Origin of the sequence: Quadrisphaera sp. DSM 44207 (assembly GCF_900101335.1) — a bacterium.
Taxonomy (GTDB): Bacteria; Actinomycetota; Actinomycetes; order Actinomycetales; family Quadrisphaeraceae; genus DSM-44207.
Map to the genome: position 1 here is coordinate 753719 of NZ_FNKA01000002.1, position 13254 is coordinate 766972.

Annotated in this window: 11 protein-coding genes; 3 read left to right on the forward strand and 8 right to left on the reverse strand. The window is 79.3% G+C overall.

Translation table 11 applies throughout. The features are described from left to right. Window positions 1-21: 21 nt before the first annotated feature. The 3 genes from BLS82_RS09705 to BLS82_RS09715 form a co-directional block, all read right to left on the reverse strand. Window positions 22-324, reverse strand: coding sequence for a DUF4193 domain-containing protein (locus BLS82_RS09705; protein WP_092864560.1), 303 nt, complete (start codon window positions 322-324; stop codon window positions 22-24). 130 nt (window positions 325-454) lie between these two features. Beyond that, a complete protein-coding gene (locus tag BLS82_RS09710) occupies window positions 455-1324 on the reverse strand; it encodes an inositol monophosphatase family protein (RefSeq protein ID WP_255378244.1) in 870 nt (289 codons plus the stop codon). After that, window positions 1321-2481 carry a ferrochelatase gene (locus BLS82_RS09715; RefSeq protein ID WP_092864563.1) on the reverse strand — a complete coding sequence of 387 codons (1161 nt, stop codon included), beginning with the start codon at window positions 2479-2481 and terminating at the stop codon, window positions 1321-1323. The genes BLS82_RS09710 and BLS82_RS09715 overlap by 4 nt, the downstream gene beginning before the upstream one ends. 134 nt (window positions 2482-2615) lie before the next feature. Here BLS82_RS09715 and sepH point away from each other — a divergent pair, with 134 nt between their 5' ends. Further along, on the forward strand, window positions 2616-4136 hold the full coding sequence (gene sepH, locus BLS82_RS09720) for a septation protein SepH (protein WP_143028801.1): 1521 nt from the start codon (window positions 2616-2618) through the stop codon (window positions 4134-4136). Window positions 4137-4154: 18 nt separating this feature from the next. On the opposite strand, the gene BLS82_RS09725 is transcribed toward sepH, so the two are convergent. The 3 genes from BLS82_RS09725 to BLS82_RS09735 form a co-directional block, all read right to left on the reverse strand. Next, the gene (locus BLS82_RS09725) at window positions 4155-4565 is read right to left on the reverse strand and encodes a VOC family protein (RefSeq protein WP_092864569.1); all 411 of its coding nucleotides are present in this window, start codon (window positions 4563-4565) and stop codon (window positions 4155-4157) included. Between the two features lie 111 nt (window positions 4566-4676). Then, the gene (locus tag BLS82_RS09730) at window positions 4677-5846 is read right to left on the reverse strand and encodes an alkaline phosphatase family protein (RefSeq protein WP_255378246.1); all 1170 of its coding nucleotides are present in this window, start codon (window positions 5844-5846) and stop codon (window positions 4677-4679) included. Further along, entirely contained in the window at window positions 5843-6475 is a 633-nt protein-coding gene (locus BLS82_RS09735; RefSeq protein ID WP_218123757.1) for a DUF5998 family protein, read from the reverse strand. The genes BLS82_RS09730 and BLS82_RS09735 overlap by 4 nt, the downstream gene beginning before the upstream one ends. A gap of 119 nt (window positions 6476-6594) precedes the next feature. On the opposite strand from BLS82_RS09735, the gene BLS82_RS09740 reads away from it, so the two are divergent. Beyond that, window positions 6595-7755 (forward strand): SPL family radical SAM protein, encoded by a 1161-nt coding sequence (locus BLS82_RS09740; protein WP_255378247.1) that lies wholly within the window; start codon window positions 6595-6597, stop codon window positions 7753-7755. A gap of 49 nt (window positions 7756-7804) precedes the next feature. Here BLS82_RS09740 and BLS82_RS09745 read toward each other — a convergent pair whose 3' ends face one another. Continuing rightward, complete coding sequence (locus tag BLS82_RS09745) at window positions 7805-10558, reverse strand: bifunctional acetate--CoA ligase family protein/GNAT family N-acetyltransferase (protein WP_092864572.1); 2754 nt, start codon at window positions 10556-10558, stop codon at window positions 7805-7807. Window positions 10559-10648: 90 nt separating this feature from the next. Here BLS82_RS09745 and BLS82_RS09750 point away from each other — a divergent pair, with 90 nt between their 5' ends. Then, complete coding sequence (locus tag BLS82_RS09750; protein WP_092865253.1) at window positions 10649-11338, forward strand: nitroreductase family protein; 690 nt, start codon at window positions 10649-10651, stop codon at window positions 11336-11338. On the opposite strand, the gene BLS82_RS09755 is transcribed toward BLS82_RS09750, so the two are convergent. Further along, the gene (locus tag BLS82_RS09755; protein WP_092864574.1) at window positions 11322-13253 is read right to left on the reverse strand and encodes an SCO7613 C-terminal domain-containing membrane protein; all 1932 of its coding nucleotides are present in this window, start codon (window positions 13251-13253) and stop codon (window positions 11322-11324) included. The two genes, BLS82_RS09750 and BLS82_RS09755, sit on opposite strands and share 17 nt — an antisense overlap. Window position 13254: the final 1 nt, after the last annotated feature.

Sequence of the window (13254 nt, forward strand, 5' to 3'; positions counted from 1 at the left end):
CGGTCGCGCGGCCCGGGTGCGTCAGGCGGCGCACTCCGAGCAGATCAGCCGGCCGCCCTTGTCGCTGGCGAGCTGGCTGCGGTGGTGCACGAGGAAGCAGCTGGAGCACGTGAACTCGTCGGCCTGCCGGGGCAGGACGCGCACCGACAGCTCCTCGTTGGACAGGTCGGCGCCCGGCAGCTCGAAGCCCTCGGCCGCCTCGGCCTCGTCCTCCTCGACCGCCGAGGAGGAGGAGGTCTCGTTGCGCCGGGCCTTCAGCTCCTCGATGGAGTCCTCGTTGAGCTCGTCGTCGGTCTTGCGGGGGGCGTCGTAGTCCGTCGCCATGGTGGCCCCTCCCGGGTCGCTGGTGTCGGTGGTGCGTGAGCCGCGCACGGTGAACGCACGGGGGCGCTCCGGAATGCCCGGTCGCGCGGGGAGTGTGACGCACGCGGCTGGGAGCGCGGTGAGAGGGGCCTCAGGCGCCGAGGGCGGCCAGCTCAGCGCCCAGCGCGTCCGCGAGGCCGGGCGCCGCGGCGACCAGCATGCGCTCGTCCGCGGGAGCGCCGCGCAGGCCCGTGACGGCACCGCCGGCCTCGGTGACCACGAGCGCGCCCGCCGCGAGGTCCCACGGGTTCAGGCCCCGCTCGTAGTAGGCGTCCAGCCGCCCGCTCGCCACGGCGCACAGGTCCAGGGCGGAGGAGCCGATGCGCCGCACGTCCCGCACCCGGGGCAGCAGCGCGGCCACGACGGCGGCCTGCTCGGCGCGCCGGGAGGCGGTGTAGCCGAAGCCCGTGCCCACCAGGGCGCGCTCGAGCGGCGGGGCGAGCACGGGGCCCAGGAGCCGGCCGTCGAGGCGGGCGCCGGCCCCGCGCGCCGCCGTCCACGTCTCCCCCGTGGCGGGGTTGTGCACGCAGCCGGCGAGCGCCGTCCAGCGGGCCGGGTGCGGGTCCCCGGAGACGACGGCGAGGCTCACCGCGTACGCGGGGATGCGGTACAGGTAGTTCACGGTGCCGTCGATGGGGTCCACCACCCACGTCAGGCCGCTGCGGCCGGGTCGCAGGCCGCCCTCCTCCCCGAGCAGGCCGTCGTCCGGGCGCGCCCGGGCCAGCTCGCGGCGGACCAGCTCCTCCGCGGCGGTGTCCATGGCCGTGACGACGTCCGTGGCGCTGGACTTCGTGGCGGCCACGCCGAGGTCGTCCGGGCGCTGGTCGCGCACGAGGTCGCCCGCGGCGCGCGCCACCGCCTCGGCCAGCCCGGCCAGCCCGGCCAGCTCACCCGGGTCCGCCAGCTCGGCCAGCTCGCCCGGGTCGGCACCGCCCGCGCCGGGGCCCGCGTCGGTGCTCACGCGGGGACGGCGGGGTCGGTCCAGTCCTGGCCGCAGGCCGCGGGGCGGTCGGGGGCCCGCAGGTTGCGGCAGCACCCGACGGGGCACACGTCGTGGGAGGGGCCGAGGGCGCCGGTCGCCGGGCGCCGCGGCGACTCGCCGCGCTCGACGGCCGCCCGCTCCAGGACGAGGTCGACGAGCCCGGCGACGAACGCGGCGTGCACGCCGGCGGTGGCCGCGCGGGCGACGGGCAGGCCCACCTCCTGCGCCGTCTCGGCGGCCTCGGTGTCGAGGTCGAACTTGACCTCCATGTGGTCGCTGACGAAGCCGATCGGCGCCACCACGGCCCCCGGCACGCCCTCGCCGGCGAGCTCGCGCAGGTGGTCGTTGACGTCCGGCTCCAGCCACGGCTGGCTCGGCGGCCCCGAGCGGGAGCAGTACACCAGCGAGGACGCGAGGGCGCGGCCGGTGCGCTCGCCCACCCGCGCCGTCACCTCGGCGACGACGTCCTCGTGCTGGGCCTCGTAGGCGCCGCCGCGCGGGCCCGCCGCCTGCGCCATCGCCGTCGGGATCGAGTGCGTGACGAAGACCAGGCGGGCGCCGTCGCGGGCGTCCGGCGGCAGCGACTCCAGGGCCTCGACCACGGCGTCGGTGTTCGCCGCGACGAAGCCGGGGTGGTTGGAGTAGTGGCGCAGCTTGTCGGCGTGCAGCGCGCGGCCCTCGCCCGCCAGGGCGATCAGGGACGCCGCGACGTCCTCGCGGTACTGGCGGCAGCCGGAGTACGAGGCGTAGGCGCTGGTGGCGAGGACGAGGACGCGCCGCGCCCCGGCGTCGTGCGCCTCGCGCAGCGCGTCGGTCAGGTACGGGTCCCAGTTGCGGTTGCCCCACACCACGGGCAGGTCGGCGCCGCGGGCGGCGAGCTCGGCGCGCAGCGCGGCCAGGAGCGCCAGGTTCTGCTCGTTGATGGGGCTGCGGCCGCCGAAGGCGTAGTAGTGCTCGCCGACCTCCTCGAGGCGCTCGCGGGGGATCCCGCGGCCCCGGGTGACGTTCTCGAGGAAGGGCACGACGTCCTCGGGGCGCTCGGGGCCGCCGAAGGAGAGCAGGACCAGCGCGTCGTAGGGGGCGGTCGGCGCGGCGGCCCCGGGCGCGGGAGCCGGGGCGGCGGGCGGGGTGGTCACCGCCCCATCCTGCCAAGCGGCCCGCGGCGACCCGCTGACCGGGCCGCTGCTTGGCCGACGGCGCGCGCAGTGGCAGTCTTGGCGCGGGTCCGCGCGCACCAGCCGACGGGCGTGGACGCGAGGAGGTGGCGGGCGTGCGCGACGGCGGAGAGGACGACCCGGTCCGGGCCCAGCAGGCCATGCAGCAGCCGCACCAGCAGCCGGGCCAGCAGGCGCCGCAACAGCCGGGCCGGCAGGGCGGCGGGTCCTCCGACCCGCAGGTGCTCGCCCTGGTCAGCGAGGGCCACGGCCCCTCCGGGGCGCCGCAGCTGGTGCTCGCCGCGCCGGACGGGACCCGCTTCGTCCTGTCGGTCGACGCCGCCGTGCGCGCCGCCGTGCGCCGCGCGGGGCCCATGACCGCCCCCGTGCCGCAGGTGCGCGAGCCGCTGCGCCCGCGCGACATCCAGGCGCGCATCCGCGCCGGCGAGACCGCAGAGGAGGTCGCCGAGAGCTCCGGCGTCCCGGTGGACCAGGTGCGCCGCTACGAGGGCCCGGTGCTCGCCGAGCGCGCCCACGTGGCGGCCCTGGCCCGCGAGGCGCACGTGCGCTCGACGGCCTCGGCCTCGCGCCCCGTCCTGGACGACCTCGTGCGCCAGCGCCTCGCCGCCCGCGGCGTGGACGCGGCCGTCGCCGTCTGGGACGCCTGGCGGCGCGAGGACGCGTGGGCCGTGCAGGTCTCCTTCAGCGCGGGTGGGCGCGAGCGCGCGGCGCAGTGGTCGTTCGACCCGGCCAGCACGGTGCTCGAGCCCCTGGACGACGAGGCCCGCTGGCTCAGCTCGGCGCAGGACCCGGACACCGCCACGGGGCGCCGGCTCTCGGCCGTGCGCGTCTACGACGTCGAGACCGACGGCGGGGTGCGGGAGGTGCCGGTGGTGCCGGCCCCGCCGCTGCTGCCAGACGTCGCGCCGCCGGACGACGTGGCCGCCCGCACCATGGAGCTGCTCGACGCGCTGCGCGAGCGGCGCGGGCGCCGCGTGCCGCTGATGGACCTGGAGACCCCCGACGAGGAGTGGGAGGGCGAGGAGGACGACGACCTCGTCAGCGCGCTGCTCGACCTGCCGCCGGCCGCGCACCCGCCGGCGTCCTCCCCGGAGGAGGCGGTGGACGCCGGCGTGCTGCCCGCCTCCGAGCCGCGCCTGCGGGCCGTGCCGTGGCAGCCGGACCCCTCGACGCCGGCCACGGACGAGGTGCCCGCCGCGCCGTCCCCGGGCGAGCGGGCGCCCGCGGCGCCCGAGCCGGCGTGGGAGGACATCGTCGCCGGCCCGCGCGAGCACCCGCGCCCCGCGGGCCCGCCGCCGCTCGCCCCGCCCCCGGCGGCCCCGGCGGCCGCCGTCCCGCCCGCGCCCGCCGCTCCGGCGGCGCGCGAGGAGGCGCCCCGCACCGCCGACCCGGTGCGCCCCCGTCCCGGGCGGGCCGACCTGCGCGCGGACACCGGGCGGTTCGCCGCGCGCACGGACGGCGAGCGGCCCGACCCGCGCACGGACACCGGCCGGGTCGAGCGGGTCGAGCAGGACGGCGTGGACGAGCAGGGGCGCCCCGCGCCCCGCGCGCGCAACCGGCGCTCCAGCGTCCCGAGCTGGGACGAGATCGTCTTCGGCAGCCCGAAGACCGACTGACCCGCCCGGCGGCACCGCTCAGGTCGCGGGCGCCTCCATGACGGGCGCCCCCATGACGAAGAACTCCCAGACGTGCCCGTCCGGCTCCTGCACGCTCGCGCCGTACACGGAGTCCTCGTCCATCACGGGCCGCCACGGCTGGCCGTCCGCGCCCAGGGCCCGGGCGAGCAGGTCGCCGACCTCCTCGCGGCTGGAGGCGCTGAGGGCGCTGATCACCTCGGTGGCGCCCGGGTCGCCGACCTCGCCGGTGATGGAGTCGCTGGAGCGCGCCCGCGTCAGCAGCATGACGCAGATCGTCTCGTCGACCACGACGCAGGCGGCGCTGTCGTCGCTGCACCGGGGGTCGACGGAGGACCCGAGGGCCGTGGAGAAGGCCCTCGAGGCGTCCAGGTCCTCGACCGGCAGGTCGACGAAGATCGTCCGTGGCACGGTGGGTCCCCTCGGGTCCGCGGCGCCCGGGTGGGGTCGCCGTCCCCGGTCAGGCGCCCGGGCCGCCCCGGACTCGTCGGTGCCCGCTCGCGCCCGGGAGCGCGGTCCGGCTCAGGCGGGCTGGTCCAGGGCGCGTCCCGCGGCGAGGAGCAGGGGCACGCGCACCTCGTCGGCGCTCAGCGCGCCGTGCATGCCCACCAGCTGCGCGAGGGCGGAGCGCTGCACGCGCGAGTCGTGCACGGACGCGGGCGCCGTCATCGCCACGACGACGTCGCCGATGCGCGCCAGCACGTGGTCGGCGACGGGCCCGAACCACCCGGCGTCGACGGCCTCCTCACGGGGGACGGCGCTGAGCACGTGACCCAGCCGCGCCCGCCAGGTGTCGAGGACGTCGGGGACGGCGCCGGGCTCGCAGTAGAGCATCGGCGCGCGCGGCTCGCCGCCGGTCAGGCGCACCCCGCGCGCCAGCTCGGCGTCGTGCGCGAGGTCCCAGCGGGCGCCGGCCGGGACGTCGACCATGCCGTGGTCCGCCGTCACGGCCAGCAGCGCGTCGGCCGGCAGGCCCTCGACGAGGCGGCGCACGGCGCGGTCGACGGCCTCGAGCTCCTCGCCCCACTGCCAGGAGCCCCAGCCGTGGGTGTGCCCCGCCTTGTCCACCTCCCCCCAGTACAGGTAGGCGAGCGAGCGGGAAGCGGCGCGCAGCGCGGCCAGCGCGGCGTCCACCCGCGCCTCGAGCGAGGCGGCGGCCCGGTAGCGGCCCCCGCGCAGGGCGGCCTCTGTCAGGCCGGAGCCGTCGAAGTGGGCGGGCCCGACGCGCGTGACGAGCACCCCGGACGCCGCCAGGTGCTCGAAGACGGTCGGCTGCGGCTGCCAGCGGCGCGGGTCCGGGCCGTCGTCCCAGGAGAGCTCGTTGAGCAGGCGCCCGCTGGCGGGGTCGAGGACCTGGTACCCGACGAGGCCGTGGGCGCCGGGCAGGCGGCCGGTGCCGAAGGAGCCCATCGACGTGGCGGTCGTCGACGGGTAGCTCGCCGCGAGCACCCGGGCGCCCGGCGCCAGGGAGCGCAGGGCCGGGGCGTGCCCGCCGCGCGCGGCGAGCAGCCGCTCCCCCAGCCCGTCCACGAGCAGCACGCACACCCGCGGCGCCTGCGGGAGGGCGAAGGGCACCGGCCGCAGCGGGGAGCCCATGGCCGCAGCGACGGCGGGCAGGACGTCGGCCAGGGAGCCGGTGGCCGCGGACGGCTCGACCCCTCCGGGCGCGGGAGCGGGAGCCGGCCCGCTCACCCCGGCGCACCGGGAGGCGGGGAGGAGGCCGCGGTCAGGGCGCGCGCGAAGCGCAGGGCGGCGCGCACGGCGTCCTGGCCCTCGGCGTCGGCGCTGATGCGCAGGGAGACGTCGTCGCCGGTCACCGACCCGGTGTAGCCGTGGTCGGCGTCGCAGTCCGGGTCGGCGCACCCGGCGGGCTCGAGGTCGACGCGGCTGAGCGTGCCCCACCCGACGGTCAGCGTCAGCTCCTGCGGCGGGCCGCCGCGGCGGTGCCGCTCGGGCGCCGGGAAGCGGTGGGCGAGCACCACGGAGCGCACCGAGGACAGCGGCACCGACTCGGAGGAGCCCACCGCCACCGGCGCGCCGCCCTCGGCCTCGGGCCCGTGGTCGTCCACGTGCGCGACGACGAGGCGGGTCGGCGTCAGCGCCAGCACCGTCACGTGCCGGCGCACCGCGTCGGTGTCGAACGTGGTCTCCAGGTGCACCAGGTGCGCGCGCACGGCCTCGCCCGCGAGCGCGACGAGGACGACGTCGCCGACCAGCTCGGGGTAGTACCCGCAGCGCTCCAGCTCCGCCACGAGCGCCGGGGGCAGCTCCTCGGGCGCCTGCACGCCGCGTCCGGCGGTCGCACCGCTCCGGTCCCACATGCCGCTCATCCTCGCACCGCGGCGCCGGCGCGGGGCGCGGTCCGCGGTGAGGCGCACGTCACGCGCCGACGCGCCGGTCAGCGGGACGCGCGCCGGCGCCTGCGTCGTTGATCCCGGTGATGAGCACGAGCACCGCTGCCGCCGCCCCCGCCGTCCTCGCCGCCGGCTCCTCCGCCGCGCCGCCCGCCGACCCCGCCCTGCGCGCTCCCCGCCGGTGGGTGCCGAAGCGGGTGCTGGTGACCGCCTCCGCGGCCGAGACCGAGCACGGCCTCGGCGTCGTGCGCCGGTGCGAGGCGGCCGGGGTGGCCGACATCGAGCTGCTGCGCGCGGACCGCCTGCCCTCGCTGCGCGGCGCCGACGAGCGCGCCACCTACGCCCTGGCCAAGTCCACGCTCGCGGTCGTCACGAGCGCGCCCTCCTCCCGCCGCCTGCAGCCGGTGCCGCCGAGCGCCGACTGGCGGCTGGACCTGGCCACCGGGTGCCCCGCGCACTGCCAGTACTGCTACCTCGCCGGGTCCCTGGCCGGCCCGCCCGTCACGCGCGTCTTCGCCGACCTGCCGCAGGTGCTCGGCGCCATGGACGAGCACGTCGGGCGCGGCCGCGTGACCAGCGGCAGCGCGGCCCGCTCGGGCGAGGGCACGACCTTCGAAGTCTCCTGCTACACCGACCCCCTGGGCATCGAGCACCTGACCGGGTCGCTGGCCGCCACGATCGCCCACGTCGGCACGCACTCGTGGGCCGGGCCGGTGGGGCTGCGGTTCACGACCAAGTTCGACGACGTCTCCCCGCTGCTGGACCTGCCGCACGCCGGGCGCACGCGGGTGCGCTTCTCCGTCAACAGCGCCGGCCCCGAGGGCGCAGAGCGGTACGAGGGCGGCACCGCGCGCGTGCGCGAGCGGATCGGCGCCCTGCGCCGGCTGGCGCTGGCCGGCTACCCCGTGGGCCTGACGATCGCCCCGGTCGTCCCGGAGCCGGGCTGGCAGGAGCGCTACGGCGCGCTGCTGGACGACGTCGCGGCGGCCACCGCCGACGTCCCCGACCTCGACCTGACCGTCGAGGTGATCACGCACCGGTTCACCCCGCGCAGCCGCGAGGTGCTGCTCGGCTGGTACCCGCGCACGCAGCTGGAGATGGACCCCGAGCAGCGGGCGCTCAAGCGCGGCAAGCACGGCAGCACCAAGCACGTGCACCGGCCCGAGGTGATGGCCCAGCTGCGCACCTGGTTCCAGGACGCCCTGGCCGAGCGCCTGCCCGCCGCGCGCCTGCTCTACTTCACCTGACCGCGCTCCACCTGACCGCTCGGCCGCACCCGACCGGCGCGCGGCGGGCTCAGGAGGGCAGCGCCCGGCGGCCGGCGTCCGAGCGCCCGGCGGGCACCGCCAGCACGACCGTGGCGCCCAGGACGGCGAGCCCCGCGCGCGAGACCTGCACCGGGGACAGCTCGCTCCAGGCCACCTCGGGCAGGTCGTCGGCCAGGACCGACGCCCGGGCCAGCAGGTCCTCCAGGGCCGCGACGTCCACCGGCGGGCTGCCCTGCCCGCCCAGCAGCCGGGGCGCGGCGCGCAGCCCCCGCACCAGGTCCGCGACGTCGACGTCCGTCAGCGGCGGGATGCGGTGGGTGAGGTCCCCGAGCAGCTCGCTGGTGTCCCCGGCGAGGCCGAAGGAGACGATGGGGCCGAAGAGCGGGTCCTCCAGGGTGCGCACCAGGCAGGCGACGCCGGCGGGCGCCATGTGCTGCAGCAGCAGCTCGCGCCGGCCCCGCCCGTCGGGCGGGGCCTCGGCGAGCATGGTGGCCACGTCCGCGCGCAGCTCCGCCTCGTCGGCGATGTCGGCGCGCACGCCGCCCATGCCGGGGCGGCGCAGGCTGCGCTGGGTGGCCTTGAGCACCACGGGCCAGCCGACGCGCTCGGCGGCCCGGAGGGCCTCGGGCACGGAGGAGACCCGCTCTGCGGGCCACACCCGCACGCCGTAGCAGGCCAGCAGCGCCGCGGCGTCCTCGGCGGCGAGCTCCAGCGGCGCGTCCTCCTGCGTGCGGCCGGCCAGCAGCTCCTCGACGAGGGCGCGCGCGCCGCGGCGGTCGAGACCGGCCGGCTCCACGCGGTGGCCGGGGTCGCGGCGGCGCCACGCGGCGTAGCGCACGGTGGCCGCCAGGGCCCGCACGGCGTCCTCCGGCATGGGGTACGCCGGCACCGCGCGCGGCACGCGCCCGCCGGCGGAGGCGTCGGCGAGGGCGTCGGCGAGGGCGCCGGCGGGGGCGTCGGCGCCGAGGGGCTGCACCGAGCCCAGCGGCTGGGCGGCGTCCAGCTCGCCCAGCACGCCGCGCATGCCGACGAGGCACGCCACGCACGGCGCGTCCGAGGAGGCGGCCACGTCGCGCAGCGCCCGGGCGACCTCGACGTCGACCGCGGCCAGCGCGGGGATGAAGCAGGCGACGACGGCGTCCACCGCGGGGTCCCCGAAGACGCGCTCGAGCGCCGCGCGCACCTCCGCGGCGCCGGCCTCGGGGTGCACGGTGACCGGTTCGGCGACCTGCAGCCCCCAGCTGAGCGCCGCCTCCGCCGCCAGCGCCGCCAGGGCGTCGGAGTTGCCGACGATGCCGATGCGCTCCCCGTGCGGCAGCGGCTGGTGCACGAGCAGCTGGGCGACGTCGAAGAGCTGGTGCATGTTGTCCACGCGGACCACGCCGGCCTGGCGCAGCATCGCCTCCAGGGCCTCCCGCGGTGCGCGGGTCTCCCGCACGGCGTGCCCGGGCGGGACCGTGAAGGAGCTGACCCCGGACTTCACGGCCACGACGGGCTTGCGCCGCGACAGCTGGCGCGCCACCCGGGAGAACTTGCGGGGGTTCCCGACGCTCTCCAGGTACATGCCGACGGCGACGGTCGCGTCGTCCTCCTGCCAGTACTGCATGCAGTCGTTGCCGGAGACGTCGGCGCGGTTGCCGGCCGAGAGGAAGCTGGAGACGCCGAGGTGGCGGCGACGGGCGGCGTCCAGGACCGCCACGCCCAGCGCGCCGGACTGGCTGAAGAGGGCCAGGCCGCCCGCACCGGGCACCGTCGGGTACAGGGAGGCGTTCAGCCGCACCTCGGGGTCGGTGTTGACCAGCCCGAAGGAGTTCGGCCCCACCACGCGCATGCCGTTGGCCCGCGCCACGCGCACGAGCTCGCGCTGGCGCTGCAGGCCCTCGGGCCCGGTCTCGGCGAAGCCGTTGGAGACGACGACCACGCCGCGCACGCCGAGGGGCGCGCACTGGCGCACGACGTCGACCACCGCGGGGGCGGGCACGGCGACGACCGCGAGGTCCACCGGCGCCGGCACCTGCGCCAGGGAGCGCACGGGCTGCACGCCGCGCAGCTCCTCCGCGCGGGCCTGCGGGTGGACCACGTGCAGGTCGCCCGTGAAGCCGCTGTCGAGCAGGTCGGCCAGCAGGCGCCCGCCGACCGAGCCCGGGCGGCGGCTGGCGCCGACGACCACCACCGAGGCCGGGTGCAGCAGGGCCCGCAGGCTCTGGGCCTCGGCGCGGTGCTCCCGGGCGGCCATCACCTCCAGGGACCGATCGGTGGGGTCGATGGCGAACGCCATGGAGATGACGCCGTCGTCGTAGTGGCGGCTGACCTCGTAGCCGGCGTCGACGAAGACCTGGACCATGCGCCGGTTCTCCGGCAGCACCTCGGCCACGAACCGGGAGATCCCGTTCTCGCGCGCCGCGGCGGCCAGGTGCTCGAGCAGCACGGAGCCGACGCCGCGCCCCTGGTGGGCGTCGGAGATGTTGAACGCCACCTCCGCCGTCTCGGCGTCGATGCGGTCGTAGCGGCCGACGCCGATGATCTGGTCGCCGACGAGGACGACGAGCGCGACGCGGTCGACGTGGTCCACCGTGGTGAAGCGGCGCAGGTCGCGCTCGGACAGGCGCGGCATGGGCGCGAAGAAGCGCAGGTAGACCGACTCCGGCGACTGCGCCAGGTGGAAGGCCTGCAGCCGCTCGGCGTCCTCCGGGGTGATGGGGCGCAGGTGGGCCGCTCCCCCGTCGCGCAGGACGACGTCCGCCTCCCACGCCCGCACGTGAGGGGGCTGGACGGCGACCACGCCCCGAAGGCTAGCGCCGCGCCCGCCGCGCCCGTGCCCGTGCTGACCGCCGCGCCCGTGCTGACCGGTGCGCCTGGGAGGCTGGTGGGCGTGGAGCTGCGGGACGCGGTGCGGGCGCGGCGCATGGTGCGCGCCTACGACGGGCGGCCGGTGGCGCCGCGGGTGCTGCGCGAGCTGCTGGACCTCGCGGTGCGGGCGCCGTCGGCGGGCGGGGCGCAGGGCAGGGACCTGCTGGTGCTGCGCGAGCCGGAGGACCGGGCGCGCTTCTGGGCCGCCACCGCCGACGACGTCGACGCCCCGGACCGCTGGCTGGCCGGGATGATGACCGCCCCGGTGCTGGTGCTGTGCCTGGCCGAGCCCGGCGCCTACCGGCGCCGCTACGCCGAGGCGGACAAGCGGACCGGCGCCCGCGCCGCCGACCGCGACCCCGACGCCTGGGACGTGCCCTGGTGGGACGTCGACACGGGCATGGCGGCGCTGCTCCTGCTGCTCGGCGCCGTCGACGCGGGCCTCGGCGCCTGCTTCTTCGGCGTCCCCCCGGGCCGGGTCGACGCGGTGCGCGACGCCTTCGCGGTGCCTTCCGACCGCCGCGTCGTCGGGGCGGTCGGCCTCGGCCACCCGGCGCCGGCCGCCGCTGCCGGCGGGGACCGGACCGACGGGCGCCGCCGCCCGCGCCGGCCTCGCCGCCCGCTGGCCGAGGTCGCGCACGAGGGGCGCTTCGGCAGGCCCCTCGACGCCGCGGGCACCGCCGCGGACGGGACCGTCACCGCAGGCCCCTGACCCACCCCGCCGCCGCGGCGGTGCCGCGGCGGCCCTGCTCGAAGCGGACGCCGAGCGCCAGCAGCAGGACGCCGGCGACGCCCAGGCCCAGCCACCGCGGCAGCGCGACGGCCCAGGGGGCCAGCTGCGAGAGCGCCACCGCCCCCGCGGCGAGGGCGCCCACCACGACGGGCGCCTGCCACCCGGCGGCCGCGCCCGCCGCGAGGACCAGCACGGCCGCGACGAGCAGGAGGAACGGCCGCAGCAGGCCCTCGTCCGCCACGGCCACCACCGCGGAGGGCAGCAGCGCCACCGCCAGACCCGGCCCGACCGTCGCCCACGACGGCGCCCCCGGGCGCCGGCGCAGGTGCCCGACCCCCGCGAGCAGGGCCAGCGCCGCCAGCGGTAGGGAGCCGGCCTCCACCGGCACGACGCCGGCCTCGGCGCAGAGCACCCACGCCGACGCCGTGAGCAGGACGACGCCGACGGCGCCGGCCGCCCCGCGGCCGGGCAGGAGGGCGTAGCCGAGCGCCACCAGGCCACCGGCGGCCAGCACCCCGGCGACCGGCGGCGCAGCGGACGTCCCCGCCAGCGGGGCGCCGAGCAGCGCCGGCAGCAGCGCCGTCCCCAGACCCGCGGCACCGGCGCCGGCGAGCACGCCCTCCTCCGGGCGCCCGCGGCGGCCGGCCGCTGCGGCGACGAGCAGCACCCCCGTGGTGCCCAGCACGACCACCGCCGGCAGCGCGGGCAGCGGCGCGGCGGCGCACACGGCGGCCACGAGCGCGCAGAACGCCGCAGCGGCCGCCCACCCGGGTCGCCACCGCGGGCGCACCGCGGCGACCGCGCCCGCCGCCGCGGCCATGGCGGCCCAGGCGCCGACCCGAGCGCCCACCGGGACCCCGGCCGGGCCGCTGCCCGCGCCCACCGCCTCGAGCACCGCCGCGGCGATCCCCGTCGCGAGCCCGGCGACGGCGAGGCGGCGCGGCACCGCGCGAGCGGGTCGGCGCGATGCCGGCTCGGCACGGGCCAGCGCGGTGACGACGGCCAGCAGGGCCGCGGTGGCCAGCAGCGCGGGCGCCCCGCCGGGCACCGCCGTCACGATCAGCGCGCCTGCGGCGGCCGCCCAGGCGACCGCCTCCGCCGCCAGCACCGCGTTCCCGCCGCGCCCGCCCGCCCGGCGCCGCAGCCGGAGCGCCACCGCACTGACGGCGGCCAGCTGCACCGCCGTCCGCGCCGCCTCGACGGGGCCCTGCCCGACCAGCACGACGACCGCGAGGACCGGCAGCGCCAGGACCAGGTGGGCCAGCGCTGCCACCGCGGCCGCGCCCTGCACCAGGGCACCGGCGGGGCCCAGCGCGGGGGCGGCCACCGCCCCGGCGACGGCCGCCGCCAGGGCCGCCGCGGCCCAGGCGCGGGCGCCGCCGTCCGCGGCGGCGACGAGCAGGGACGGCAGGGCCGAGGCGGCCAGGACGGCCGAGAGCGGATAGGCGCGCGGGCCGCGGTGCGGGCGGGGCGCCAGCAGCCGGTCGGCGGCCACCGCCAGCGCGACGACCCCGGCGCCGGCCGCGGCGCCGTAGCCCGCGCGGTCCACCCGGCCGAGACCCCACAGGTCGAGCGCCGCGGCGGCGGCCAGCGCCACCACCAGGACCACCACGGCCAGGGCGGCGAGGGCCTCCGCGCTCGCGCGCAGCCCCCGCACCCCGGTCGCGCGGGCCGCGGCCGCGCCCGCGGCGCTCAGGCAGACCAGCGCCGCCACCTGGCCGGCGGCCCCGGTGCGGGGCCGCACCGCCCCGGCGAGGACGACGGCCGCCGCGGCGACCAGGAGCGCGCCCGTGGCGAGGAGCACCCGCTGCGCGCCGGGCCGGCCGGGCGGCGGCACCTCTCCCGGCGTCCACCACGGCCACGGGGCGTCCGCGCGCCCCTCCTGCTCCGCCATC

Excerpts from the sequence above, each read along its gene's own strand:
- BLS82_RS09705 (WP_092864560.1), bottom strand. The coding sequence starts at position 324 with ATGGCGACGGACTACGACGCCCCCCGCAAGACCGACGACGAGCTCAAC.
- BLS82_RS09735 (WP_218123757.1), bottom strand. The coding sequence starts at position 6,475 with ATGTGGGACCGGAGCGGTGCGACCGCCGGACGCGGCGTGCAGGCGCCC.
- BLS82_RS09740 (WP_255378247.1), top strand. The coding sequence starts at position 6,595 with ATGAGCACGAGCACCGCTGCCGCCGCCCCCGCCGTCCTCGCCGCCGGC.
- BLS82_RS09755 (WP_092864574.1), bottom strand. The coding sequence starts at position 13,253 with ATGGCGGAGCAGGAGGGGCGCGCGGACGCCCCGTGGCCGTGGTGGACG.